26 protein-coding genes and 1 pseudogene are annotated in these 23,904 nt (G+C 63.9%); 10 read left to right on the top strand and 17 right to left on the bottom strand.

Features of this window, described 5'->3' with window-relative positions; genetic code table 11:
- Window positions 1-3: 3 nt before the first annotated feature.
- The 3 genes from ACOOHB_RS17500 to ACOOHB_RS17510 all read right to left on the bottom strand — a co-directional run bounded on the left by ACOOHB_RS17500 (window position 4) and on the right by ACOOHB_RS17510 (window position 3,674).
- Entirely contained in the window at window positions 4-975 is a 972-nt protein-coding gene (locus ACOOHB_RS17500; RefSeq protein ID WP_420446085.1) for a carbohydrate ABC transporter permease, read from the bottom strand.
- Between the two features lie 46 nt (window positions 976-1,021).
- Window positions 1,022-2,437 (bottom strand): ABC transporter substrate-binding protein, encoded by a 1,416-nt coding sequence (locus ACOOHB_RS17505; protein ID WP_420446086.1) that lies wholly within the window; start codon window positions 2,435-2,437, stop codon window positions 1,022-1,024.
- 136 nt (window positions 2,438-2,573) lie between these two features.
- A complete protein-coding gene (locus tag ACOOHB_RS17510; RefSeq protein WP_420446087.1) occupies window positions 2,574-3,674 on the bottom strand; it encodes an ROK family protein in 1,101 nt (366 codons plus the stop codon).
- A gap of 143 nt (window positions 3,675-3,817) precedes the next feature.
- On the opposite strand from ACOOHB_RS17510, the gene ACOOHB_RS17515 reads away from it, so the two are divergent.
- The gene (locus ACOOHB_RS17515; protein WP_420446088.1) at window positions 3,818-4,099 is read left to right on the top strand and encodes a DUF2237 family protein; all 282 of its coding nucleotides are present in this window, start codon (window positions 3,818-3,820) and stop codon (window positions 4,097-4,099) included.
- Window positions 4,100-4,116: 17 nt separating this feature from the next.
- Here the strand turns inward: ACOOHB_RS17515 and ACOOHB_RS17520 are convergent, their stop codons facing one another.
- From ACOOHB_RS17520 to ACOOHB_RS17530, 3 genes are all read right to left on the bottom strand, one after another.
- Complete coding sequence (locus ACOOHB_RS17520; RefSeq protein WP_420446089.1) at window positions 4,117-4,689, bottom strand: zeta toxin family protein; 573 nt, start codon at window positions 4,687-4,689, stop codon at window positions 4,117-4,119.
- Window positions 4,690-4,734: 45 nt separating this feature from the next.
- A complete protein-coding gene (locus ACOOHB_RS17525; protein ID WP_420446090.1) occupies window positions 4,735-5,085 on the bottom strand; it encodes a TA system antitoxin ParD family protein in 351 nt (116 codons plus the stop codon).
- Window positions 5,086-5,185: 100 nt separating this feature from the next.
- Complete coding sequence (locus tag ACOOHB_RS17530; protein WP_420446091.1) at window positions 5,186-6,565, bottom strand: hypothetical protein; 1,380 nt, start codon at window positions 6,563-6,565, stop codon at window positions 5,186-5,188.
- A 217-nt stretch (window positions 6,566-6,782) separates the two neighbouring features.
- Here ACOOHB_RS17530 and ACOOHB_RS17535 point away from each other — a divergent pair, with 217 nt between their 5' ends.
- The gene (locus ACOOHB_RS17535; protein WP_420446092.1) at window positions 6,783-7,160 is read left to right on the top strand and encodes a DUF2784 domain-containing protein; all 378 of its coding nucleotides are present in this window, start codon (window positions 6,783-6,785) and stop codon (window positions 7,158-7,160) included.
- A 247-nt stretch (window positions 7,161-7,407) separates the two neighbouring features.
- On the opposite strand, the gene ACOOHB_RS17540 is transcribed toward ACOOHB_RS17535, so the two are convergent.
- Window positions 7,408-7,650: a type II toxin-antitoxin system Phd/YefM family antitoxin gene (locus tag ACOOHB_RS17540; protein ID WP_420446093.1), complete on the bottom strand. Its 243-nt coding sequence runs from the start codon at window positions 7,648-7,650 to the stop codon at window positions 7,408-7,410.
- A 336-nt stretch (window positions 7,651-7,986) separates the two neighbouring features.
- Window positions 7,987-8,451 carry an inorganic diphosphatase gene (locus ACOOHB_RS17545; protein ID WP_420446094.1) on the bottom strand — a complete coding sequence of 155 codons (465 nt, stop codon included), beginning with the start codon at window positions 8,449-8,451 and terminating at the stop codon, window positions 7,987-7,989.
- Between the two features lie 136 nt (window positions 8,452-8,587).
- On the opposite strand from ACOOHB_RS17545, the gene ACOOHB_RS17550 reads away from it, so the two are divergent.
- Window positions 8,588-9,349, top strand: a complete 762-nt coding sequence (locus tag ACOOHB_RS17550; protein WP_420446095.1) for an AAA family ATPase — start codon at window positions 8,588-8,590, stop codon at window positions 9,347-9,349.
- A gap of 54 nt (window positions 9,350-9,403) precedes the next feature.
- Here ACOOHB_RS17550 and ACOOHB_RS17555 read toward each other — a convergent pair whose 3' ends face one another.
- Both ACOOHB_RS17555 and ACOOHB_RS17560 read right to left on the bottom strand, forming a co-directional pair.
- Entirely contained in the window at window positions 9,404-10,402 is a 999-nt protein-coding gene (locus tag ACOOHB_RS17555; RefSeq protein WP_420446096.1) for a hypothetical protein, read from the bottom strand.
- A gap of 814 nt (window positions 10,403-11,216) precedes the next feature.
- Window positions 11,217-11,291, bottom strand: a pseudogene (locus tag ACOOHB_RS17560) (hypothetical protein); the annotation flags it as partial.
- A gap of 328 nt (window positions 11,292-11,619) precedes the next feature.
- Here ACOOHB_RS17560 and ACOOHB_RS17565 point away from each other — a divergent pair.
- From ACOOHB_RS17565 to ACOOHB_RS17580, 4 genes are all read left to right on the top strand, one after another.
- A complete protein-coding gene (locus ACOOHB_RS17565; RefSeq protein WP_420446097.1) occupies window positions 11,620-12,798 on the top strand; it encodes a trans-sulfuration enzyme family protein in 1,179 nt (392 codons plus the stop codon).
- A 115-nt stretch (window positions 12,799-12,913) separates the two neighbouring features.
- Window positions 12,914-13,603, top strand: coding sequence for a precorrin-2 dehydrogenase/sirohydrochlorin ferrochelatase family protein (locus tag ACOOHB_RS17570; RefSeq protein WP_420446098.1), 690 nt, complete (start codon window positions 12,914-12,916; stop codon window positions 13,601-13,603).
- The gene (cobA, locus tag ACOOHB_RS17575; protein WP_420446099.1) at window positions 13,600-14,391 is read left to right on the top strand and encodes a uroporphyrinogen-III C-methyltransferase; all 792 of its coding nucleotides are present in this window, start codon (window positions 13,600-13,602) and stop codon (window positions 14,389-14,391) included. The genes ACOOHB_RS17570 and cobA overlap by 4 nt, the downstream gene beginning before the upstream one ends.
- Complete coding sequence (locus ACOOHB_RS17580) at window positions 14,388-16,208, top strand: nitrite/sulfite reductase (RefSeq protein ID WP_420446100.1); 1,821 nt, start codon at window positions 14,388-14,390, stop codon at window positions 16,206-16,208. The genes cobA and ACOOHB_RS17580 overlap by 4 nt, the downstream gene beginning before the upstream one ends.
- A 410-nt stretch (window positions 16,209-16,618) precedes the next feature.
- Here the strand turns inward: ACOOHB_RS17580 and ACOOHB_RS17585 are convergent, their stop codons facing one another.
- The 3 genes from ACOOHB_RS17585 to ACOOHB_RS17595 all read right to left on the bottom strand — a co-directional run bounded on the left by ACOOHB_RS17585 (window position 16,619) and on the right by ACOOHB_RS17595 (window position 19,324).
- Window positions 16,619-18,310 carry a cation:proton antiporter gene (locus tag ACOOHB_RS17585; protein ID WP_420446101.1) on the bottom strand — a complete coding sequence of 564 codons (1,692 nt, stop codon included), beginning with the start codon at window positions 18,308-18,310 and terminating at the stop codon, window positions 16,619-16,621.
- Window positions 18,311-18,695: 385 nt separating this feature from the next.
- Window positions 18,696-19,076: a twitching motility protein PilT gene (locus tag ACOOHB_RS17590; RefSeq protein WP_420446102.1), complete on the bottom strand. Its 381-nt coding sequence runs from the start codon at window positions 19,074-19,076 to the stop codon at window positions 18,696-18,698.
- 2 nt (window positions 19,077-19,078) lie between these two features.
- A complete protein-coding gene (locus ACOOHB_RS17595) occupies window positions 19,079-19,324 on the bottom strand; it encodes a hypothetical protein (RefSeq protein ID WP_420446103.1) in 246 nt (81 codons plus the stop codon).
- A gap of 217 nt (window positions 19,325-19,541) precedes the next feature.
- Between ACOOHB_RS17595 and ACOOHB_RS17600 the strand changes: the two genes are divergently transcribed.
- Entirely contained in the window at window positions 19,542-20,129 is a 588-nt protein-coding gene (locus ACOOHB_RS17600) for an AAA family ATPase (RefSeq protein WP_420446104.1), read from the top strand.
- 7 nt (window positions 20,130-20,136) lie between these two features.
- Window positions 20,137-20,913, top strand: a complete 777-nt coding sequence (locus ACOOHB_RS17605) for a dienelactone hydrolase family protein (protein ID WP_420446105.1) — start codon at window positions 20,137-20,139, stop codon at window positions 20,911-20,913.
- 21 nt (window positions 20,914-20,934) lie between these two features.
- On the opposite strand, the gene ACOOHB_RS17610 is transcribed toward ACOOHB_RS17605, so the two are convergent.
- The 4 genes from ACOOHB_RS17610 to ACOOHB_RS17625 form a co-directional block, all read right to left on the bottom strand.
- On the bottom strand, window positions 20,935-21,315 hold the full coding sequence (locus tag ACOOHB_RS17610) for a HEPN domain-containing protein (protein ID WP_420446106.1): 381 nt from the start codon (window positions 21,313-21,315) through the stop codon (window positions 20,935-20,937).
- A gap of 19 nt (window positions 21,316-21,334) precedes the next feature.
- Window positions 21,335-21,958, bottom strand: coding sequence for a nucleotidyltransferase domain-containing protein (locus ACOOHB_RS17615; RefSeq protein WP_420446107.1), 624 nt, complete (start codon window positions 21,956-21,958; stop codon window positions 21,335-21,337).
- A 201-nt stretch (window positions 21,959-22,159) separates the two neighbouring features.
- Window positions 22,160-22,357 carry a hypothetical protein gene (locus ACOOHB_RS17620; RefSeq protein ID WP_420446108.1) on the bottom strand — a complete coding sequence of 66 codons (198 nt, stop codon included), beginning with the start codon at window positions 22,355-22,357 and terminating at the stop codon, window positions 22,160-22,162.
- Window positions 22,358-22,587: 230 nt separating this feature from the next.
- Window positions 22,588-23,271, bottom strand: a complete 684-nt coding sequence (locus ACOOHB_RS17625) for a DUF6338 family protein (protein WP_420446109.1) — start codon at window positions 23,269-23,271, stop codon at window positions 22,588-22,590.
- 155 nt (window positions 23,272-23,426) lie between these two features.
- Here ACOOHB_RS17625 and ACOOHB_RS17630 point away from each other — a divergent pair, with 155 nt between their 5' ends.
- A complete protein-coding gene (locus ACOOHB_RS17630) occupies window positions 23,427-23,726 on the top strand; it encodes an AAA family ATPase (RefSeq protein WP_420446110.1) in 300 nt (99 codons plus the stop codon).
- The last annotated feature ends 178 nt before the right edge of the window (window positions 23,727-23,904 follow it).

Here is a 23,904-nt window from a genome sequence, read left to right on the forward strand (position 1 = left end):
TGCTCACAGCTCGTATGTCGAGACGCGTCGTTGCCAGCCAAACATATAGAGCAACACCCCAACCAAGATGATGAGAAACATCACAGACGCAACGGTAGCTCCCATAGCCGCGCTGCCTGTAGTCCCCGAGGCACCGAAGAACGTTCTATAGAAGAAGGTGCCCATGATGTCCGAAGCGTAGTCAGGACCGGCGACAATGCCTTTGACCTGAAAAATCAAATCAAAGGCATTGAAATTTCCGATGTACGTGAGCACGGAGACAATTCCCAGCATGGGCAATATCAGCGGCAATGTGATATCCCGGAAGACCTGCCAAGATCCAGCTCCATCAACTCGGGCCGCTTCAATCAGATCTTTCGGGATCGCGATGAGCACGGCATAGAAGAAGATCATCGGGATCCCCACCCACTGCCATACCGATATAAGTGAAAGTGTCGGAAGCACCGTGCCGGACTCGCCAAGCAGTGGCGTGTCTATGCCTATCGATTCGGTAACTCCCCATAGCGGACTTAGAATGAGTCTCCAAATGAACCCTACGATGACCACCGACAGCGTCGTCGGCAAGAAGATCAATGTTCGATAGATGTTGAGGCCCCGAACGCTTTGAGCAGTGAGCAAGACCGCGAGGACTAGGCCGATCGGGTTCTGAAGCACCATGTGGAACGCAAAGAACTGGAAATTGTGGCCTAGCGCGCCCCAAAATCTGTCAGAAAACGCGGGGTTCGTGAACAGAGTGTCGTAGTTTGCCAATCCTGCGTAGTTTCCATCATCATCGAAGAAGCTTCGTCGCAGTGAGTCCAGCAGCGGATAGACCATGAATACCGAATAGATGATCGTCGCCGGCGCGATGAATACCAGTATTGGCCGCTGCCTGCTCCATCGGCGAGTGGCAGGTTTCGGGCGGGGGATCTGCCGATCTGCAGATCCCCCGCCCGAGGGAAGTCTCTCAATATCAACCGCGTCAACCGGGGTCAACAATCTCTCCATGTCCTGCCAGCAACGTGCCAGCGAGCAGTGATGTTCAGCCTCCTGGCGTGTACCAAGAATCCAAGCCGTCCTGAAGCCTCTGTGCCCCGTCTTCAGGAGTCATGTTCCCGAGGATAATGGCATTGCTCACTTCCCTGAGCTCAATGGGGAATTCCGGATCACCTGAGTCCAGGGAATCATAGCCGGTACGATTTGCTGACTCGCAGTCGTCACGCCAGGACACGAACTCCTGAGCAACCGGATGATCATAGGTGACCGGTGTGTCCTGCAGACTGAAGAAGCCCGACAAGGCGCCAGCGTAGATGCTGGCGAAGTCAGGACTCGCTACCCACGACAGGAATGTCCGAGCGGCATCAATATTCGGCGACGCGGGATTCAGGCCAATCGCCAAATCGATGTGGTCGACGATGTAGCACTGGTCCTGATTGTCCGGACGGGGTGTCCGGAAGGCATCGAATTCAAAGTCGGCGTTCGCATCGAAGCCGGAAATCTCCCAAGATCCACCGGGGTAGATCACTGCCTGGCCGGTTTCAAAGAGGATTTTGCCATCTGGATAGGTGATACCGGACGCCCCGCGGTGCATGTAGGGCCCCAAGCGGGCCAAGGTGGCGAACGTGTCGATGTACTCCTGATCGGTGACCTTGTCTTCTCCACTTATCAGGGCCAGCCGTCCTTCTTCACCCTTCCAATAGTTCGCACCGATGTTCTGGAACAGGATGTGCTCGGCCTCCCATTCAGCAAGGCCTGTTCCGATCGGTGTGTAGGTACCGTCGTCAAGGATCGCCTGTAACACTCCGAAGAACTCGCTCTCGGTTTCAGGTACGCTCAATCCGAGCTCGTTGAGTGCATCCACGTTGTAGTAGAAGCCTTGAATGATCGATGCGATAGGCACACAGTACGGTGTCGACCCATCGGCTGAGAGCCAGGCGTTTTGCGCAGAAGGACCAAAGCTGTCGATTCCATCCAAGTCGCTCAACGATGCCAGATGACCATCTTCAAAGAGCTCCCGTGAACGATCAAAGGGGAAGCATGTGATCAAGTCGCCGGCAATGCCGCCCTCTAGACGAGTCCGCAAGGCCGGCGGGTATTCCAGCGGTGTCGTGGGTGCAAACACCACGTCGATATGTGGATACGCGGCCTCGAACACTGGGATGATCTGCTCGTCCCATATCGCCTGATCATCCGAACGCCAACTCTCAATCGTAATCGTGACCTCTTCAGCTTCCGGTTCTGGAGCATCAGTGGGCTCCGGTTCAACTGACTCCGATTCAGCCGGCTCCGATTCAACCGGCGCGGACTCAGCCGGCTCCGACTCGGCTGGCTCGGCCGGCTCGGCTGGCTCGGCCTCAACTGATTCGGAGTCAACCGACTCCGATTCAACCGGCGCCGACTGTGCGCCGGCGCCGTCGTCTCCGCAGCTCGCAGCTACCAGTCCGAATGCGAGAAACACCGCTAGCAATCTCATTAATTTTGCCATGGCTTATGGCCTCCTAGGTCCCTCCCGTGATGGGATCGTGTGTACTAATGACAGAGCGACGGTCCGGCATTCGCCGTTGTTCGCTTCCCTTGCTGCCGCAGAGCGGCCGTTAGGCCACCCCCAGCTCTTGACTCACCACGAGAACGCCCGCGCCGAGAAGAATCGTGTCGCCGCCGAGCTTCGACGGCCGCAAATTGACCGAGTGGCCGAGGCCGGCAAGGGTGTGCTCTCGCAGCGACGCCAGAGCGGACCGGCACAACTCGTCTGGGAGGGGGAGCCCGGGCCCGGAGACGACAATGTCGTGGACATCGAGCACGCTGACCGCTGCGGCCAGGGCGAGTCCCAGCCGCCGCCCAGCAGCCGTCATCACCTGGTGCGGATCCTCGCCGGACGCGATTGCGGCGTTCAGCAGCGGAGCCGACACGAAGGTTTCTAGACAGCCTCGGTTGCCGCACGAACATTGCGGACCGTCGTCCTCCACGCTGATGTGGCCGATCTCGCCGGCCGCGAAGCTCTCGCCGTAGTACTGCTGGCCATTGAGGACTATTCCGGCACCCACGCCACTGCCCATCTGGATGACCATCAGGTTGTGGCTGATTGACTCGTAGGAGTATTCGGCCAGCGCGGCCGCATTGGCGTCGTTGGAGATCCCAACCGCAAGTCCAAACCGGTCATGAAGCCCCTGGGCGAGATCAAGGTTGAGCCAGCCGAAGCCAACAGCCTCAACCACGGTGCCGTCAGGCGTCACCACGCCCGGCGTTCCCACACCGATGCCGAGCAGCCGTGCGGGGGCTGCCGAGATCGCCTCAGCGATGATCTCCTCGGTCAACGCGACGGCTGCCTCGCCAACGACGCCGAGGAACTCGCGTTCGACTCGGTGGATGATCTCGCCGGCCAGATCGATCACAGCGGCCCGCAGAACCGAGCTGTCACTCAAGTCGACGCAGATGATGTTGCGCGAGCCGGTGTTCAGCCCCACCAACTGGGAGGGCTTGCCGACCTTGGCCGGCCCTCGTCCCAACTCCTCGGCAAGGCCCTCGTCGCGAAGGTCGGCCACCAGGGCTGAGACTGTCGCCGGCGCGAGACCGGTCATTCGGGTCAAATCGGCGCGGCTGCAACCGTTCGAGCGAAACAGCGCCTGCAGCACCAACCGCCGATTGGTGGCCCGAGTGTCTCGTTGTCCGACTTTCGCCTCTACACGCAACGGCACCGTGTACCCCCCTGCGACCGCGCCTCCGCGGTATATGTTTGTTTAGTGAACAAAAATATAACTGTCAAGACCTGAACCGCTTCCACCCGGTCCTGGCTCCGGGTCCCCCACCATCGCTGGTGCCGCTAGGAATCTGATGCCTTGTGCGGTGGAAATGCAGGTGCGGTGCGTCGGCTCCGCAGGGAACTGGGCACCGATCACGGGACGGTGAGGCGGGTCGCTGGACGGAGGCACTCACAGCGGCAGCCGCACCCCAGGTCGTACTGGAAGCGACCCATGCCCGCACCCTGGAGTGGGCAGACCTCAGCGACCTCGAGGCCCGCCACTTCAGCGGCGACCCAGTCCGATCCGCGCGCTGCACGCATCTGTTGCGCAGGCCTGAGCGCTGCGACAACTCGACACGCGCATGCAACCGGTGCGAGTGAAAGCGGTGGAGCTCCGCTCAGCGGCTCGTCTGTTCTGGGGGTGCCCAGGTTGGCCAACGCGGCTGGCGTGCAAGGGTGCCTGTTCGGTACAGCGCCACTGGCTTGAACGGTCTCGTCGCTGACGTGTTGTCATAGACATGGGCCTCGTCAGCGATCCCGATTGCCTCCGCCAAGTGCGACCACAGTCGTTGATGGCGTGAGCGGATCTTGTCTTCGGGCACGTCATGCCCTCCGTTCGCAACTCGATCTTCGACTCGTGCGACCGCGAGGTCCTCTGGGACGATGATGATGTGCAGCACGACGATGTAGCCGGTTCGCGACGCACGGCGAAGCAGATCAACCTTCGATTCGTGCGAGAAGACTGTCTCGGCCACAAACGACTTGCGATCCCGCAGCAGCTCCTCCCTGCGCTGTTCGGCCAGCATCGCCGCGTCGTATCCGTGCTCGGTTTCAGCTCCAGGCCAACGCTCGGCGGCGATTTCGTCGGCGTTGACGAACTCCAGCAGTGACGGCGCAAGCACGCGCTCACAAAAGGTGCTCTTGCCGGAGCCGTTCGGCCCGGCGATGACATACATCACGGGTGCGGACATCACGAACTCCGCTCTTGCGCGAACACCTCAGCGCGAATGTGGCCGCTACGGCTGGTGCCGGACGATGTTGCCGTCGTCGTCAAGCTCGACGTATGACCGGCCTTGCGTTGCGAACTCCGCTGCAAAGTTGAGGTCTCGCCGGCGCTGCTCGGCTCGTTCGGCCCATTCGGCTCGCACGACAGCTTGCTCGTAACTATTGAGTTCGTCGTAGGAGGCCTCGCACTCGAGCACCTGCTCGATGGCTCGCAGCGAAACCGTCGGGGACGCTTCGAGCTCCCGTCCGATGCGCGCCCAATGACTGATTTGCTGCGCCGTGCTGCGACTCATCAACGGCGCAACCGAAGTCGCAAACGCGTGGATGTCCTCGTCGACTCGGACAGGTGTGCTGGTGGCCATGACGCAATCTCCAAAGCAATGGTAGCAGAACGCTACTGATGAAATCTCGGCTGTGACGAGCCGGATGCCCGCCAACGGACCACTCTCGTCACGGTCAGGCCTAGCGGTCGGGGCGGATTTCGATCGGAGCGGGCGGCACCCGGACAGCGTTGAGCAGTTCGCGTTCGCCAAGGGGCTGAGACAGCTCGACCGTGACCCGTGTGGAGGGGTTTCCCTGGCAGGTGACAGCGCCAGCGGTGATCGGCACGACAGCGAACGCCACGAGCACGCTGTCCTCGGTCTCGATGACCTGCGGTCCTCGGAGGGCGTCGCCCATCTTGCGGCCCCCAGCGCAGTCGATCTCTCTCACCTGCAGGTGAATGCTCGTGTCGGCGGGCTGTGGCGGCGAGCCGGGATCGAGATGGACCTCGACATGGGCAAGACCCGGCGGGAGCGCCACGAGTGCTTCGCACGGGCGGTTGGGTCCGCCGAAGCCTGACAGCACCCACCTCTCGCCGGCCCGGCGGAACGATGCACGCCCGACGATGACGTCGCCGTCCACGATGGCGAACGTGGCGCGGTCGTCGTCGATGCGCATGACTGACCAGTCGCCCGTGGGCAGTGGTTCGGGGCTCGGAGATCGAAGCTCGTCACGCAACGCCTCCACAGCGGGATGATCCACCTGGTCGACCGAGAGCGGTTCTACCAGCCGGGAGTAGCGCACCGATCCGATGCCGCGGCAGACCACCAGCGGGTCGTCGGCACTGACCAGCGGGACGATGTCCAACGGCCCGCTGGGCGGCTCGGGCCAGTAGGACACATCGACGCACACCGGCGCTGCGGGCACAAGTTCAGCGAGCCGGTCCAGCGTGGCGTCGGGCGGGTCGACGAAGCCGACCTCGACCCGGTTCCGCGTCGTCCGGATGCCAAAATGGCTTATTCCTTCGAGTTCTTCTGCGTTGGCTTGGATCTCGGCCCGGACCACCTCGAGCTCGGCAGTGGAATAGTCGGCCCGGACGACATCGAACCGCTCGCTGTCCGGCAGCAGGGCCGCTAATGCCTCGCGGTGGGACTCAAGACCGTCGGTGAACGCTGCCACCAGCGCCCCGCCGTGCGCCCGATCGATCCACAGATCGGCAAATGTCTCACGGTGCTGTCCGCCGTAGTCCCGGATGATGCCAGTCAGCTCGTCATCGGGATTCTGGGTACCGCTCAGATTGCCTTCGACGGTGCTCTCCAGCTCGGGAATGTCATCGCACGCCACGAATGCGCTGAGCGGGGAGGCCGCTGTTGACGTCGTTGGCGACGGTTCGCTGGATGGCGACGGTGCGGCCGTCACGGGAGCAACCAGTGCAGTTGGGGTTGTCGAGCCCTCGGCAGTGTCCATCCCGGCAGTCGAGACTTGGTCCACCCGGTCGGCCGAACCGCACGCTGCGGCCGCGAGGACTGCAAGAGCACCCAAGACCCAAGTGCGGGTCCGCAACGGGAATCGCGCTGCCATGTCGCAGGCGTACTACGCCGTTCTGCACACAGCCAGGCGCGCCGCCTGATTGACGCAACGTTGTCGTCAATTTGACGCCGTATTGCCCAGGTCGGACTCCTGCAACCTACGCAGGTCGCCCAGCGCACCGGTCCATGCCGCGTCGGCACCTGCGCCAGCGAGCAGCTCTTTGACGTCAAGTCATTAGCCGCCGAGGTGGCTCGCATAGCGTGGATGCGTGGTCGCATGGTTGCTGGCGGCCGCTGTGGCGCTTTCCCACGGGCTGCTGGCCGTCTTCATCGTGTTCGGCGCACCGCTGGCTGCGCGCAGTCCCCGGGTGATGCGCTGGTACCTCGTTGCGCTGGCGCCTATCGCGGCGGTGAACTTGCCCGGGCTGCCGTGCCCGCTGACGGTCTGGGAGAAAGATCTCTGGCGCCTCGCGGGTCACACGCCCTACCGAGGCGGCTTCATCTCCCAGTACTTCGTCGAACCGTTCTACGCCCCCGGCCTCGACGCCGGCGGCGAGACCGTGCTGCTGGTCGCTGTGACGGTGTGGTGCGGGGGGTGGCTGCTGTACACCGCTGCGTCACGCCTGCGTCTGCGCGCTGCACGCTGAGGGGGCGGAGTCGCCTGAATCTGAAGCGGTCCGTCAACCTTACGTGGCGATGGAGACGCCGCTGAGGCCCTCGAAGCCCTTCGGGTCGGCGGTGACGACCGTACGGTTAGTCGCGCGTGCGGTGGCGGCGATGATGAGGTCGTGGGCGCCGCGATGGCCACGGTGTCATCGTCGCCGATGAGCCGGTCGAGTTGTTCTCGGTCACGTTCGGCGTCGATGAGAACGGTCGTGTCTGCCAGCAGCGCTGTCATGCGCGATCGTCGACCTCAAGCAGCCTGCGTAAGTCCGCGAGCTCATCGGCCCATGCCAGGTCCGGACGTGTGGCGGAAAGCAACTCTTTGACCTCACGACCTTCGCCGAGGCCGAGAGGCTCGATGCGGGCGATCGCCTTGCCGCGCCGGACGACGGTGAATTGCTGGCCACGGTGCTCGACGGCATCGAGGACGGACGCAAAGCCTCGTGCGGCTTCGGTTGCGCTGATCTCCGTCATGAAATCAGATTATCTGATCGATGTTGCGATCTCGATCGATTTTCGGGCCAGCAATCGAGCGGCGTCTTTCACCCAGAGGTTCTTGCGCGCAACGCCATTATTCGGGAGACACGCGGCGGGCCGCTCGCTAGGTTGCGGCCCTTATGCCCGAGCCAGCTACCCAGTCGCCCGATGGTGACATTTTTCTGATCACTGGCATCCCGGCGTCGGGCAAGTCGACGATCGCCGAGGATCGGCTACTGGCTTGATTCGAGCGGGTTGACTGTGGCCGAAACGGTCGAACAGATCATGGCCAACCGCGCCGCCGCGCGGATTCGGGTGCGGTGACGGTGACCGTCACATGACCGCTCCGCAGTCGAGGCGGTCGGAAAGGAGTTGAGCCGCGTCGCGGGCGTCCCGGACCGCGCCGACATGCATGACAGGACCGGTGTCGCCGAATACCGAGGTGATGAACTCCTTCAGCGTCTCGATCTCATCGACGGTGGCGGGGCGGGTGTCGCCGACGCGACGGGTGAGGAGATTGTGGTCCTCGACGAGGCACTGGTCCCCGGTTTCCTCGAACCCTTCGAGCAGCCCGACGAGTTCGACTTCAACAATGTCGCCGGTGGCGGCAGGTGCGGTGTCGAGGAGGAAGCAGTCGCGGCAGTCGCCGTCGGGTGCGGCGACCCCTGGGATGAATCCGTAGGTGTACGGGTACGGCACGGCAATGGTTTGCTCGCCGACGAGGACGAGCGTGTCCTCGTCATGGAGGTGCTTGGTAACCGACCCAGCCGGGTTCTCGACGAACATCTGAATCCTCATGTGAGCGCGCTCCAAACGCAAAGGTGCCTCTCAGGGAATCTTCGAACCGCTGGGATGGGACCTGCTCCACCGAATCCGCTCGACAGAACCAACCAACACACGAGTGCCGACGAGCTTCGAACCTACCCTTGGAGGAGTGCCGATCCTGAAGTGGTCCGATCCGCTGCCGGGGAAGCCGAAGCGAGTCTTGGTGGCGGGTGCGACAGGCGTCGGCAAGTCGACGCTTGCACGGCAGGTAGGGGCCCACTTGGCGCTGCCCTATGTGGAGATTGACGCCCTTTACCACGGTCCGGAGTGGCAACCGAGACCGACGTTTCGCGACGACGACATCGCTCTGGCTGCTGAGGATCAGTGGGTCACGGAGTGGCAGTACCCCGTCGCCCGCCCTCTGCTGGCCGAGCGTGCCGATCTTCTGATCTTTCTCGACTTGCCGCGATGGGTGATGACCTTGCGGATCGTGCGGCGAACACTGCGGCGGGCGCTGCACCGAACCGAGCTCTGGAATGGAAGTCGTGAGGCACCCCTCCGGACGATCCTGAACGATCCCGACCACATCGTCCGCTGGGCGATGCGAACTCAACCCGAACACGCACCGCGTATCCCGGGATTGGCCGAGCAGCGTCCCGAACTCCCAATCGTCTGGCTGTCCTCGCGGCGTGTGGCTTCGACGTTAGAGAGATTCTGCGCTCGGCCGATCTCATCTATCGCGTCACCGCAGCGCGCGAACTGTGTCTTGAGGACCTGTCTGACAGATTCCTCGTTGGGACCGAAGTCGATATCGCGTATGCCGGCAGCGGCGCAGACCTCAAGTGCGCGCCAGACGTCGACAGCATCGCTGTCTGCGCGCCGTACCGTACGGGCCATGATCTTGAGGGTCAGAACGTCGACGACGGCATAGTTGTTGCTGACAGCGGTCGGCAGGCAGTCGATGCGCACTTCAAGTCGAGTTGTTCTAGCGGGCTAGTAGCCATTCACGAATTCTCTCTGCGGTTTCGTGTCGGTCGGTCCCGCCGAGTCGCTGGAGATCCAAGATCACCTGCGTCGGATGGGCAAGAGTCGGATCGCCGTCCTGGCGGATACGTAGTACCGAGACATCTGCCGGCACGATCAACTCGACGTTCGCGTCGTCGGGGCCTTGAGCGGGAGTCATCTCGAGGTGGGCAGCCAATCGGTGATCGCCGGCGTACACGGTCGAGTGCGTCGGGACGCGCCACGGGACCAGGCGGTCAGCGGCGACGTCACCCGAGATGACGGCGTCAGCTCGCAGGGACTCTGCAGCGGCCACGATTCGCTCGCACGTCTGCTGAGGAGGATCAAGCGAGTAGAACCAGCTGGTGAACCCGCGCGCTCCCGCATAGTCCCTCAGTAGGGCATCGAGCAGCGCTGGCCGGTCCGCCGCCCATCTTGATCGCCCTTGGCGTTCGACGAGCCCAGCAGCCGACAGCGCCGACAACACCTGTGACACCCGAGGCTGGCTGACACCAGCTCGTTCGGCGAACTCGGTTTCCCCCTCCACGACGCCCTCGGAAATGAGTGAACGGATGATCGACCACGATCCGGATCCTGTCGGCAAGCCGCGACGCGGTTTCCTCACAGAACGGCTCGGCACGCGCCGACTGATGCGGATTCCGCGTGCACGGACATCAGCGTTGCCGTGGGTGTCGGCCCACGACCACTGCGCTTCGGTGAGCGCTCGCCCGGTGGACTCGGTAATGAACGGTGCCACGAGCAGAGGGACACCCTCGGCTGCGAGACGATCTCGCTGGGGCTCCAATCGCCGGGTCTCGCCGGGATACGGAGCGCGGCTCTTCACCTCGACAGCGAATCGAACCCGCATGTCGTCAACCTCGGCGTCGAGCACGACATCTGCATGAGCAGTTGTATGCGCGTCTGAACTCAGAGTCCCGGCGATGCCGACGCTGTCGAACAGCTGCATTACCTCCATAAGCATGTAAATATTATAAGTGACGTGCTTATTTCTGCCAATTGCTTATTGGACGACGCGCCTCTCAAGTCGAACGCCGCTGTCGGAGCGTGTCGAGCCGATATCTGCCGCCACTTAGTCATCAACGACTGGGGCGGAATTGCGCTTCTGCGCTAGCGGCGGTCGCTGACTGGGCAATGAGAGTGCAGGGCTGCTCTGCGCGCTGAACGGTCGGGCGTGCTGGGCCAGCCTGCCAACCAGGGATCGGCAGCGTCACAGACAGGGGCAAATTGCCAGACGGCGTGCGCGAGGTCCCACATCGGCGTTGAGACGAAAATCCCGTCCCAGTCGCCAGCACTCGGCATCGGTCAGCACCCACCCCTCGATCCAGCTGAGCACGATCAAGCCATCGGGCTCGGTGCCGAGGAATCGTGGGGCACCAGCGAAACCGGCTTGCTCGAGGTGCACGAGCAGTTGCAGAATGCCTAGCGGCTCAGCGTTCGCCTGCGGTCGCCTGTGTGCTGTGAGGCTGTACGGACGGCGGCCGCATCCGGTTTGACGGACGGGCCGATGTCGGTCTCAGAAGCCCGGGATGAAGAAGGTGTCTCGGTGGTGCTCGAATTCCGCTCTTGCCTTGGCAGCCTTCGAGCCACGTCGCTCAGCACTGCCGCTGAAGCAGCATTTCCACAGGTCAGGGCTCTGCTGGAAGGGGAAACGGAGCCAGGAAAAGGTGAGGCAGAGGAGCGCTGGATCAGGCTCTTACCTCGCTATTTCTTCGTCCACCTTTCCCACGTGTACACACCCTCGATGGCGATCCGGCAATTCTCGTGATCAAGCGTCGAACGGCCCGAACCCCAAGTAGGGCTATGCCCTTGGCTGCCCAGTCCCGTGAAGATCCGGCGCCGTAGTCAGCCCCACAAGCTGGAAAACACGTTCAACGTTTCCGCAATGTAGCCGTCCGTTGGTGGTGCCTATGGGTCCATGAGTCACGGTGACGACCGGTGCATCAGGGACGGTTGAGGCGACTGTGGTGGTATCGGTGGTATCGGTGCTGTCGCGCATCTTGTAGTTTGTCTGCCGACATCTGTAGCGGCGGGTCGCGGCGCAGTGCGTCCGGCAATAAGGCAGGTGCTCCGGGCGCTTCTTCTGTCGGCACAGATGCGGCCGATCCCGATTTGCGATCAAGTATCCCCACTGGCCTTCCGGCTGTCCATGGCGTAGCCGTCGTTCATATGGAGACAGCAATGAACCGACTCGCTCACCATCCCGAAACGGCCGCTCTGTTGGCCGGCCGCAGCGCCGAAGGCGGACTGGCGCCTGGACTCGAGCCATCCACAGCGTTCGGGGCGGCGGACGCGGCGGATGCCGCGCGCAGAGCCGTACGTCCCCGTGTCACCGATTTCTACGGGAGGTACGGCAATCCCACGGTGCAGGCATTCGCCGACGCCGTGGCCGAACTGGAGGGTGCCGAGGCAGCCATCTGCAGTTCCAGCGGAATGGGCGCCATCTCGACGGTGGTGCTCGGGATGTGCTCGCAAGGAAGCCATGTGGTCACCCAGCGTCAACTGTTCTCTGGCACGTTGCAGCTCTTCACCCAGGTATGTCCGCGATTTGGGATCGACGTCACCTTTGTGGATGTGGACCAAACCGAGGCATGGCTGGCCGCCGTCGAGCCGGGCCGCACGACATTGGTCTTCGTCGAGACGCCCAGCAACCCGACGCTTGCCCTGGCCGATCTCGATGCGTTGGGCGCCATCGCCGGCCCAATCACCGTGGTCGACTCGACGATGGCCACGCCGCTCATCCAGCGTCCTCTGGACTACGGAGTGGACCTCGTGGTCCACTCGGCCACCAAAGCACTGTCGGGCCACAACGACGCCACTCTCGGGGTGATTGCTGGCGAGAAGACGCTGGTCAACGAACTGTGGGGCTATGGGGTGGTGCAGGGCAGTTCGGCGTCGGCGTTCGACAGCTGGAATGCGCTGCGCGGCCTCAAGACACTCGGGGTCCGCATCGAGCGCCAGTGTGCGAATGCTCTGCAGGCTGCCAGCATTCTCAGCGCCCACAGCGCCGTCGCCGAGGTGTTCTACCCCGGACTCGACCGGCATCCTCAGCGCGAACTCGCGGCCAGGCAGATGGCATCGGGCGGAGGCTGCGTCACCTTCGAGTTCGTCGGGGGTTACGAGGCAGCCTGCACATTTGTGGAAGCGCTGCATCTGGCCCACTTGGCGCCTTCGCTGGGTGGTCCCGAGACGCTCGTCAACCATCCTGCGTCGATGACCCATGCCCAGCTTGCACCCACTGAGCGTGCAGCAATCGGCATCGGCGAGGGGATGATCAGGATGTCGATGGGACTCGAGCATCCCGACGACGTGACAGCCGACATCTGCTCGGCACTGCAGGCTGCACACACCTGCTCGTGATCGCCACCGTGTGAAATCTGGGACCGATATCGGGCTGGCCAGACACGCCGCAGCTAATTCCTGACTAATTCGATCATATTTGTCGGTAATATGGCTGCCGCCTATGTCAACACCCGTGTCAACACCTGCCCCGTTCCTTGCCGACTGGCACTCGTACCCCGTGTACCTCGACCTTCGCGGCCGTCGGGTGTTGGTGGTCGGCGCAGGCGTCGTGGCCGCACGCAAGATCGAGCGCTTGGTGCCCACTGGTGCGGCAGTCACCGTCGTGGCGCCGACTGCGGTCCCCGCAATCGCCGAGCGAGATGACGTGCGATGGCACCGCCGGCCCTATCAGCAGGGCGAAGTCGCGGGCTACCGGCTGGCGTTCACCTGCACGGGCGAACTCGAGGTGGACGCGCAGGTGTTCGCGGACGGCGAAGCGAGCGGCGTCTGGGTCAACTCGGCCGACGACATCGACAATTGCTCGTTCATCCTGCCGGCTGTAGCGCGACGAGGCACGCTGTCGGTCTCGGTCTGCACGCAAGGCGCCACTCCGGCGCTGGCGTCGTGGCTGCGCAGCCGCTTCGGGCGCGAACTCGACGACGGTGCAGAGGAACTCGTTCGGCTCTTGAGCGCTGCACGGGCTGAACTGCGCGCAGCCACCGGGACGTCGGAGCATCCGGGCTGGCAGGAAGCCCTCGACGACGGCCTCCTCGACGCCGTCAGGGCTGGCCGGGGCGCGTGGGCACGGCGGAGGCTGCGCGCCGCCCTCGGCCTTGACGCAGCCGACGACACAGAGCAGACCCAAGCGGTGACGCTTCGATGACGGTGTATCTGGTCGGCGCAGGACCCGGCGACCCGGACTTGCTGACGATGCGGGCAGCGCGACTGCTGGAACGGGCCGATGTGGTGATCCATGACCGGCTCGTCGGATCGGGCGTCCTCGATCTCATTCCGTCGGGAACACCGCTGGTCGATGTCGGCAAGCGACCGGGCGATCCGCGTGGCGCCCAGGCCGACCTCAACGCCCTGCTGGTCCACTACGCGGCTCTCTACGAGGTCGTTGTCCGGCTCAAAGGCGGCGACCCTTATGTGTTCGGCCGAGGCGGCGAGGAGGCCTTCGCGTTGCTCAACGCCGGTCATCACGTGGAAGTAGTGCCCGGCCTGTCGAGCGCTCTTGCTGCTCCCGCGGCCGCCGGCATCCCGCTGACCCATCGAGGCCGATCGCATGGCTTCACCGTCGTAACTGCTGCCAGCGCCCACGACGTGGCGGGCGTGAACTGGCTCGCCCTCGCCCAGCTCGACCACACGCTGGTAGTGCTCATGGGGGTGCGCTTGGCGCCTCACATCGCCACGTCGCTGATCGCAGGCGGCCGGTCGCCCGATGAGCCGGTCGCGGTGATCGGCTCAGCCACAACCGCAAGTCAACAGGTGGAGCGCACCACCCTTGCCCGGCTCGCACAGGTCCGAGTTCCCGCCCCGGCAACCATCGTGATCGGCGATGTCGCGGGTTTTGAAGGGTTGCCGGTGTGGCAAGGCGACCATCTCACCACCCACCACGAATCCGCATACAACAGCACTGCTCACCACGGCGCCCTCGGAGGCACAGCATGACAATTTTCTACCGACCGGCTGCTCACCAGCGGCCCGTACCACGCGACACGGAGCTCGCCGAGCCGTTCCTGGGCGACATCGTCAAATGGGAGTCGATCACCCAGCAGTACTTCGACGGTCACATCGACGAGGACGTGTACAAGACGTATCGACTGACCAACGGCGTCTACGGCCAGCGCCAAGGCGGACGCAACCAGATGCTGCGCGTGAAAGTGCCGTACGGGTCGATTCGGCCCGAACAGCTCGAGATGATCGGCTACCTCGCCGAGCATTACAGCCGGGGCTGGGCGCACATCACCACACGTCAGAACTTGCAGATGCACTACGTGCAACTCGACCAGATGGGCGAAGTGCTGCGGCTGCTGGCGAGTGTGGGCCTCACGACACGGGAGGCATGCGGAGATACGGTGCGCAACATAGCGGGCTGCCATCTGGCCGGTGCGTGCCCGTATGAGATTCTGGACATCTCGCCGTGGGCCGAGGCCGCATACGAGCACTTCGTGCGCAACCCCATCGCCCAGCGGCTCCCCCGGAAGTTCAAGATCAACTTCTCGGGCTGCGACACCGATTGCGGCCAGGCCATGTTCAACGATGTCGGTGTTGTAGCGGCCGTCGATATGAACGAACACGGCAAGCGCCAAGCCGGCTTTCGGGTGTATGTGGCTGGAGGCCTTGGGGCCAACCCCCATGCCGCGCTGGCATTGGAGGACTTCACTCCACGCGAAGACCTGCTGCCGACGATCGAAGCGATTCTGCGGGTCTTCGACCAAGCGGGCAACCGCGACAACAGGCTCCGCGCCCGCATGAAGTGGCTCGTGGACACGCTAGGAATCGACGAGGTCCGGCGTCGAGTGCTCAGCATCCGCCGAACGCTGATTGCCTCGACGAGCTGGCCCGGCGGGCTTCCCGATGCCGTGAAGCTCGACGGCGACGAGCCTGCGGGGCGGGCATCGGACGGTGTCAGCCTCGTGGGCCACGGCGCTGCATCGGTCCCTGTGACCATTGCTGCCCGCCGCCCGGTCGACGGGGCGAGCGAATACGCCGACTGGGAGCGGGTCAACGTGGTGCGCGGCACCACCAACGGCACCGTCTCTGCCTACGCACATGCCCCCCTCGGCGACATCACCACGGCACAGTTCCGCGCCCTCGCAGACGCCCAGCGCGCCCTGGGGGCAAGCGTGCGGCTGACGAATCGTCAGAACCTCGTCTTCCGAGACCTGCAAGAGCATCAACTGGGAGACCTCTACCGCCGGCTCGCTGAGATCGGCATGGCCTCGGCCGGCGCCGAGCTGCTGCGCGATGTGGTGGCATGCCCGGGTGCTGACACGTGCAATCTGGCAGTGACCCAGTCGAGAGGGCTGGCAGAAGCGATCACCGATGCGCTCGAAGAAGCCGGGCTGGCCGAAGTGCCAGGGCTTCGCATCAACATCTCGGGCTGCATGAACAGCTGCGGTCAGCATCATGTCGCGGACATCGGCTTCTTCGGCATCGAGCGGCGCGTCGAGGCCAAGTCGGCACCCGGGTACCAGTTGCTGCTCGGTGGTCATGTCGGCCAAGAGCAGATCAAGTTCGGGTCCCGGGCGCTGCGACTGCCCGCCAAGAATGCGCCGCACGCGGTCGTGCGAATCGTCGAGCGCTATGTGGGGGAGCGGGATGCAGGCGAGACGTTTGCAACCTGGCTCGAGCGTGCGGGCGGCGCATCAGCGGTGGCGCGCAGCCTGCGAGACCTCGATCGCTTCGACACCGAGGAGCACTTCGCCGACTACAACGAGACGGGTCCCTTCGCGGTCGCCGTCGGCGAGTCCGAGTGCCTCTGAGCGAGTGATGCTGGCGCGGTGTTCAGAACAGCTCAGAAGAGCGTGGTGTCGGGATGGGCGGACGCTCGTGCGTAGGTTGCCAGTGCTGAGCTTGTGTTCCGGTGGGCTGCGCTGGGAACAGGCTGCGCGTCGGGCAGCGTATCGGCGTATGACTAGCCGAGCCGGTAAGTGGCGCACGGGCCATGCGTTGCCAGCGCCGCACGGTGGACCGGCGGCATGAATCCAACATCACGCCTCCACCGAATCCAAGGATCCCCAGAGCCTGCGCAATACCCAGGGTGAATCAACGGGCAAACTGCGGCAGTGCGCGTGCTGTGGCGCGGATGTTGCAGCGTGAACGTCGGCGCGATGAGAAGAGGCCAACAGCGCTGTCATGGCACTTGATGAGCCCGTGAGGTCGCCTGCCCGAGTCAGGCTGGGTCTGAAACTGAACCGGTACCGTCAGCAGAGCCCTGCCCGCGGTGTACGCGGTCGGGTTGTGGCCTGATCTCGTCCATCAGCGCCAGCAAGTCAATGACGTCGTGCGTGACGATGGTGCCGCGGAACTCTCCGTCCGGTCCGTCGACAACCGGTGTCACGTTGACAGCGTATTTCGCCATGCGTTCGAGCACGTCGCTGATCGGCTCGTCGGGCCGAGCTTCCATTGGACATGGGCGCATCACCTTGTGCAGCGGCGTACTGACCCGTGTGCTGCGGCGAACCCTCTTCAGACGGGCGGCAGAGACGATGCCCACGGCTTCGCCGTCGGACACCACGACATAGTCGGTGTGCCCGGGGACGGTCCAATTCTCAAGGAATTCTTCAATGGGCACTTCCGGGCCCGGGAACATGCGCGTTGCATCGAGCAAGCTGCTGGCCTGGACGCCAGCAAGGGCATAGCGGGCGAATGACGGCGGCATGCACAGCGGCGTCGCAGGTGCGCCGGTTGCCCGCGCATGGTTCACGGAGGCGGTGATGAGCGGCGGCATGAGCAGCATGTACCCGAACATCACGAGCACCAGCATCGAGAAGACATCCGCACCGATGACGCCGCCTTCCAGCATGACCAGCAGGAAGCCGACTTCGGCGACACCCTTCGCCATCAAGCCCGTGGCGAGCGTCAGCGGCGCATCGATGCGCACGAGATATGCACCGATGAAAGCGCCGGCGAACTTGCCCGCCAGCGGGATGATGACCAGCGCGGCGATAGTGGACGCAGGCAGATCCAAGAACGACAGATCGAAGTGCAGCCCGGCCGACGCAAAGAACAGTGGCACGAACAGACCTTCGGATGCGCTGCGCAGCCCGGGCATGATGTCGCCGCGCACCTGCTCAGGCAAGCCAGACAGGGCTGCGCCAAACAGCAGCGCTCCAATGGTGCCGTGCAGGCCCATGCGCTCGGCGCCGACCACCATCAGGAACAGCCCGCCCAGCAACAGGCCAAATGACAGCTGAGGGACGTTGAATATTCGCTGCAGCAACGCGATGGCGGTCGGCAGCACCCGGGTAGACAGCAGCCAGGCAACCAGGACGAAGCCCACGATCTGGGCGATCAACCCGACCGCCGCGGCGGCATCTGCCGTTTGGGCGTGTTCGCCAACCGTGAAGCCAACCACCAACAACGTCATGACTTCGGCGATGAGCACAACGGCGAAGATCCTGAGACCGATGCTCTCGCGTAGCTGCCCGCTGTCGGACAGCACTTTGGCCACTAGGCCCAGACTTGAGAGCGAAAGCACGCCCGCCAAGGCGAGCGCATCGGTGATCGGAAGGTTGAGCGAAAAGCTCAGGCCGAAGATGTCTGACGTCACCGACAGGGCAACCGTCGTGGATATCGCAACGGAGATGATCGCGGCGGCGAAGTAGCGGCCCCCAATGATCGACACGAAGCCCCGTACATCGATCTCGTCGAAGCCGATGTTGAAGAACAGCACGAAAATGCCCAGGCCCAAGAAGAGCTGCAACTCGTCGTTGGGCGTCACCCAATTGAGGACCGGCCCGAGCAAGATGCCGGTCAGCACGTATGCGATGATCGAATTCAGGCCAAGCCGTCCCAGCGCCCCTTCGAACAGCTTGGCCACCACAATGAGCAGTCCCAGCGGGACCAATAGCTCAGGCAGCATGTGTCGCCTCAGTTGGCGCTACCGACCCTTGGGGGTGTTCGGAGTGGTCGGTGCCACGCACTTTCGTTCAACTCCCGTGCACTCGGGGTGCTGAACGTGACGCCCTTGCCGTTGTCGTCGGCGATCTCGTCGATTTGACGCTGGCACTAGGGACAGCGCCGTCGCAGAGGAGGTACCTGACAGTGCCTGCTACGTAGCCGCCGATGCTGGGATCGTACCCGACGGCCAGCCTTGGGCCGTGGGGATCGTGACAGCCAACGCCTGGACGGCAGACACATGAGCGGTGATCGGCATGTCGTCATGCTTTGTGGATCCGAGCATCACGCACCCTGGCATTGCCCCGCGATAGTCCGGGATCTGCTGAAGATGTAGACCCTCTGGCGTCTCAGGCCTGCCGTGTGTTCAACGTCACGCCGAGGGCCGCTGCGATGCGCCCAAGATCGCGCTCGTCGCTGGTGATCACGACGTCGCCCCGAGCGGAGGCCCCGACCACAACTGCGGCATCGACTACGTCATTGGTGCCCGCTGAGGCGCAGGCCGCGCCCGCAGAGCGAGCCCGAGTCTCATTGAGCGATTCGATCCGGCAGCCCGACAGCAGCCTCGACATCTGCGCCTGTGAACCGCCGCGCCAGCCCTGAGCCAACACTGCAGCGGGAACCGTCGGCATGATGCCATTCTCGAGCGCCCTCCGATGCATCGCCCAAAGGCGCCGCTCGCTGCGTTCAGCAGCAATCAGCGCGCCTGTGTCGTAGGTGAATCCGGGCACCACTAGGACTCATCCGGCCTCGTGACCGACGCGAGCACTTCGTCAGCCCACGCGAGTTCTTCGGCGGTCAACTCGCCGTGCTCGAGTTCCCACTCGCGCACCGCAGCAAGCCCTTCCTCGATACGGATCGCACGCTCCGCAGCATCATTCAGCCATGCAGACAGGCTGAGCCCACTCGCCGCTGCGGCACTGGCCGCGTTCTCGGCGACGGATTCGTCCAGTGCAATCGACAGCTTCTTCACGGCCACGAAACTTACGGTAGCACCGCATTCCTACCAAGCCGATTTCTGGCCGGCCCGGACCCGGCGATGTCGGGAAACGCCGAGCGACGGTCACATGGTCGCTCCGCGGTTCTGACGGCTGGAGAGCAGTCGGGCGGCGTGGTGGGATCTGCTCCACTGAATCCGCTCGACAGAACCAACCGACACACGAGTGCCGACAAGCTTCGAACCTACCCTTGGAGGAGTGCCGATCCTGAAGTGGTCCGATCCACTGCCCGGGCGGCCGAAGCGAGTCTTGGTGGCGGGTGCAACCGGCGCCGGCAACTCGAGGCTTGCACGCCAGGTAGCGGCTCGTTTCGCACTGCCATATGTGGAACTCGACGCCCTCCACCACGGTCCGCAGTGGCAACCGAGACCGACGTTTCGCGACGACATCGTTGCGCTGGCTGCTGTTGACGAGTGGGTCTACGAGTGGCAATACCCCGTCGCCCGCCCGCTGCTGGCCGAACGTGCTGATGCGCTGATCTTTCTCGACTTGCCGCGATGGCTAGTGACCTCGCGGATCGTGCGGCGGACACTGCGGCGGTCGCTGCACCGAACAGAGCTGTGGAACGGGCTTCGCGAGCCACCCCTCCGGACGATCCTGAACGATCCCGACCACATCATCCGCTGGGCGATACGAACTCATCCGGAGCACGCGCCGCGAGTCCGGGCATTGGCCGAACAGCGTCCCGAGCTGCCAATCGTCTGGCTGTCCGCTCGACGGGAGATCGAAGGGTGGACCGGCGCACTGGCGGCGTGGCCACCCGACACGGTCAACCGGGAGGGATGACGTTGCGATGAGTAACACCGGATCGGGGGCAGGCGTGACGACCGAGGAGCTTCGGTATCGGGCGGCCGGACTCGACCTTGAAGGTACGCTCGCCCTTCCGGCAGGCGAGGGCCCGATGCCGGCGGTTCTCATTGCCCACGAGGGCGGCGGCCTCGACAGGTACCAGCGAGAACGGGCCGCACGATTCGCCGAGCAGGGGTTCGTGGCATTCGCGCTCGACTACCACGGGCCGCATGCACCCTTCCCGACGCAGGACGCGATGGTCGAACGTCGCAACGCACTGCTCGCCGACCCCTTCGCCGTGCGATCGCTGGTCCACGCCGGCCACGACATCCTTCGCGGCCATGATCGGGTTGATGCCGGCCGCATCGCAGCGGTCGGCTACTGCCTCGGCGGTGCCATCGTGCTGGAGTACGCGCGAACGGGCGCTGACCTCCGAGGCATCGTCGGCCTCCATCCCGCCCTGACGCCAATCTCGCCTGCGGACTCGCTAAGGATCGTCGGCGAGGTCCTCATTCACGTCGGCAGCGACGACCCCCTCGTGACCGCCGAGGACCGCCACGCCTTCGAAGCCGAGATGTCGGCCGCAGGCGTGCGGTGGGAGATGCACGTGCATGGGGGCGTTCGACACAGCTACACGAACGAGTCGATTGCGGATCGGCCCAGTGCAGCCCTCGCCTACGACGAACGCGCTGCTCGACACACTTGGAGTTCTGTGCTGGCGTTCCTCGATTGCGTGCTGGACCGCTCGGCGTCATGTCACGATGACCGTTCCGTCGATTGATGAGGCGGCGGTCTGAGGCTGCTAGTTCAAGCCGGCGGCCACGGCTCGCGCAATGGTCACACACCGCTGAGCGCGTTCGACTGCCTTGGCGGCGATTCCGTGCGATACGCCTTCCGGTTCGTATTCGGCCTGAGTCTTGAGCGGAAGGAGCCGGCGCAGATCCTTGGCGACAGCATTGCCGTCGGCTCCAGCTGTTGCGAGCAGCGACACCACTTGGTCGTGGCCTTCGCCCGCGGCGCGTTGGCCGACGCGGGCACCGCACACTGCGTCTGCTGCGTTGATCGCGGCATGAATTGCCAAGCTGGCCGCTGCGATGTGCCGCCCGGCTTCGAGTTCGCTCGCTGCGGCGTCGACGAACTCTTGAGCTTTGCGGGCGTATGCCCGCACTTGAGCAGTCGACACTGGTCTTGTCCGCGTCGACCTAGGCATCGGCCATGTCCCGAAGCTCGTCGAGGGACGCACCGAAGATGGCTACGCCATCGCGGGCGATTTCTTCCCACACATGCCCGCCGTCCGACAGTTTCCCGACGGCAGTGGTCAGCCCGAACTCGATGACCTCGACGTCGTTCCCCGTGACTGCTCGGGCATTCTCGCGCCATCGGTCAATCCCTTCGGTCCATGTGTCATCGTCGGGGTCCACCTCGTCGGGGCGCACGATGACGACATCGATGTCGCTTGTCCGGTCAGCTTCACGGCGGGCGAACGACCCGAAAACGATCACGCTGGCAGGCGGCTGCGGCAGATCCCCTGCATCGGTGCCGATTCGCCTGAGCACGCTGTCCCGCAATCGAGCGAGCTCGACGACGACTCGAGCGGCCTCGTTCTCGCGATTGAGGCGGAACAACGACGACGGCGGCACCTCTCGTCGTTCCACCAAACCGAGTTCTACGAGGCCGGGAATCACACGCGACGCTTGTGATGCGCTCACGCCAGCCAGCCGAGCCACGGTGCGCAGGTTGAGCTCAGCGGAAGTTTCGGCGAGCACAGCAAGCACTTGTCCTTGCGCTCCTGGGATCACGGCATTGACCGGATGCACGAAATCCATGCTGGCACCCTAGCCCTAATACGGGCATAAATGCAACAAACGTTGCATATTTGGCCCATATCGGAGCGTCAGACGCTGTCAAGCAGGCACGGGGACAATGTGGATCACGAGAAGGGCACACCGAGATGCTGCGCTCGGAATCGTCGTGCCGCTTTGAGCTGAGTCAGCGGTGCTGCGAAGAGCCGTGCCTGCGCACCGAGGTCATTCGGCACGTGGCGGCAAGCAAAACCACGTCTGATGCGCCAGCTCGGTCCCAAACCGACCAGCACGTGCCTGTGCCTCGAGTTGCTCACGTGTGAATCCGGTCTCGGCGATCGCAGTTTCAAGCGCTTCGCGAGCCTCGTCAGGAGTCGGCCGATGCACGACGATCTCTCTTGACCCGTTATACGTCGCCGTCATTTGCCCTCTCCCTTCTGTCTGTTGGGTCACCGCGTTGTCGATTGCGCGTTGGACCCCGCCTAGCGCTCGTCGGCGCGAGTTGAGCAGCGTGGGAGTTCTAGCTGTGGGCGCCGCTCTTGAGCTCGTCTGATCTCTTGGGACGGAACACGTCCTTCGGAACATCAGCTGGATTCACGCGGGTCTTGGGCGAGTAGCCACCCCTGTCGATCCGGTGTTGATCCCGGGACGGCCTACGCTTGGAGCGGCGCTTTCTCGCCATCAGCATTCTCCGTTCCCATTGCACGTATCTGCCGAAATTCTAACGACTCGATGTCGGCCCACTTGAGCAAAATTCCGCCGCCCGTCCACACGTAGCCGCTGTCGAGCCTGACCGGATATCCGGTGTCCTGGTCGAACTCAGCGGCGTGCGCCAGGTAGATGTCTTGGACCGGTCCGTCCGCCCCGACATAGGACCTGATCGGGTCGGCATCCGTATACAGGCCACCCACCCAGCGACCCGACCGCAGTCGGTACCTCACGAATCCCGCCTCTCTGGTGTCGAACAGCAGGTCCCAAGCAGATGGAGCACGGATCGGGCCGAGCAGCCTTGACATCGGAGAGCCCGAGCGGCGAACCAGCAGGCCCAGTGCCCACCCTCCCGAAGCGGGCAATACGAGGTAGAGGCCCGGGACGAGGTACAGCCACCACGGCAACGTCTCGCGTTCCGCGAAGTCAGGCCAGTATGTGGCCATCAGCCAGTACAGCGGCCCCGCCCCCACTGCGAGGCACACCGCCGACAGGCCGGCCAATCGCAAGAGCCAGTCGTTCAGACGCCGGCCGTAACGCTGAACATGCCGCTCGAACCCCCAGGCTGCAAACGCCCCGGGGAGCAGCAGCACCAGCACCAGCAGTGCGGCCTCGTAGCCAGAGGTCACCGAGCTGCCCTCAACCGCTGTGGCGACACGCTCGACGTCGTCGTTGCGTCATGGCGGCAGAGTAGGAGTGATCGCCACGACGGTCACAACCGTTTTTCTGCGTCGCGCGCGCAACCTCACGCGCACCGACAAGATGCCCCTAGGTTGCACCGCTTATGCCTGAGCCGAGTGTCCAGTTGCCTGAGGGCGACATCTTTGTGATCACCGGCATCCCGGCGTCGGGCAAGTCGACGGTGACCGAGGCGCTGGCCCAGCAGAGGCCTCGATCGGTGCATCTACGGGGCGACGTCTTCCGGCGGTTCGTCATCAACGGCCGGGTCGAGATGTCCGCCGATCCCGACCCCGAGGCAGTCCGGCAATTGCGTCTGCGCTACGAGCTCAGTGCTCATGCGGCCCGGGGATCGGGGATCGGGGATCGGGGATCGAACCTACCCTTGGTTGAGTGCCGATCCTGAGGTGGTCCGACCCACTGCCGGGGCGGGAATGACGCCAGCGCGATGACTGACAGCGACTACGGGGCAAGGGTGACTACCGCCGCGCCCGCAAGGCTGAGCGGTCGCTTGCGGCCGTAATCCAGTCGGCGCATAGGCGGCGTTCGTGGCATCCTCAGGACGAGCACGCATTCCGGGAGGT

The organism is Candidatus Poriferisodalis sp., assembly GCF_965215815.1.
Classification (GTDB): domain Bacteria; phylum Actinomycetota; class Acidimicrobiia; order Acidimicrobiales; family Poriferisodalaceae; genus Poriferisodalis.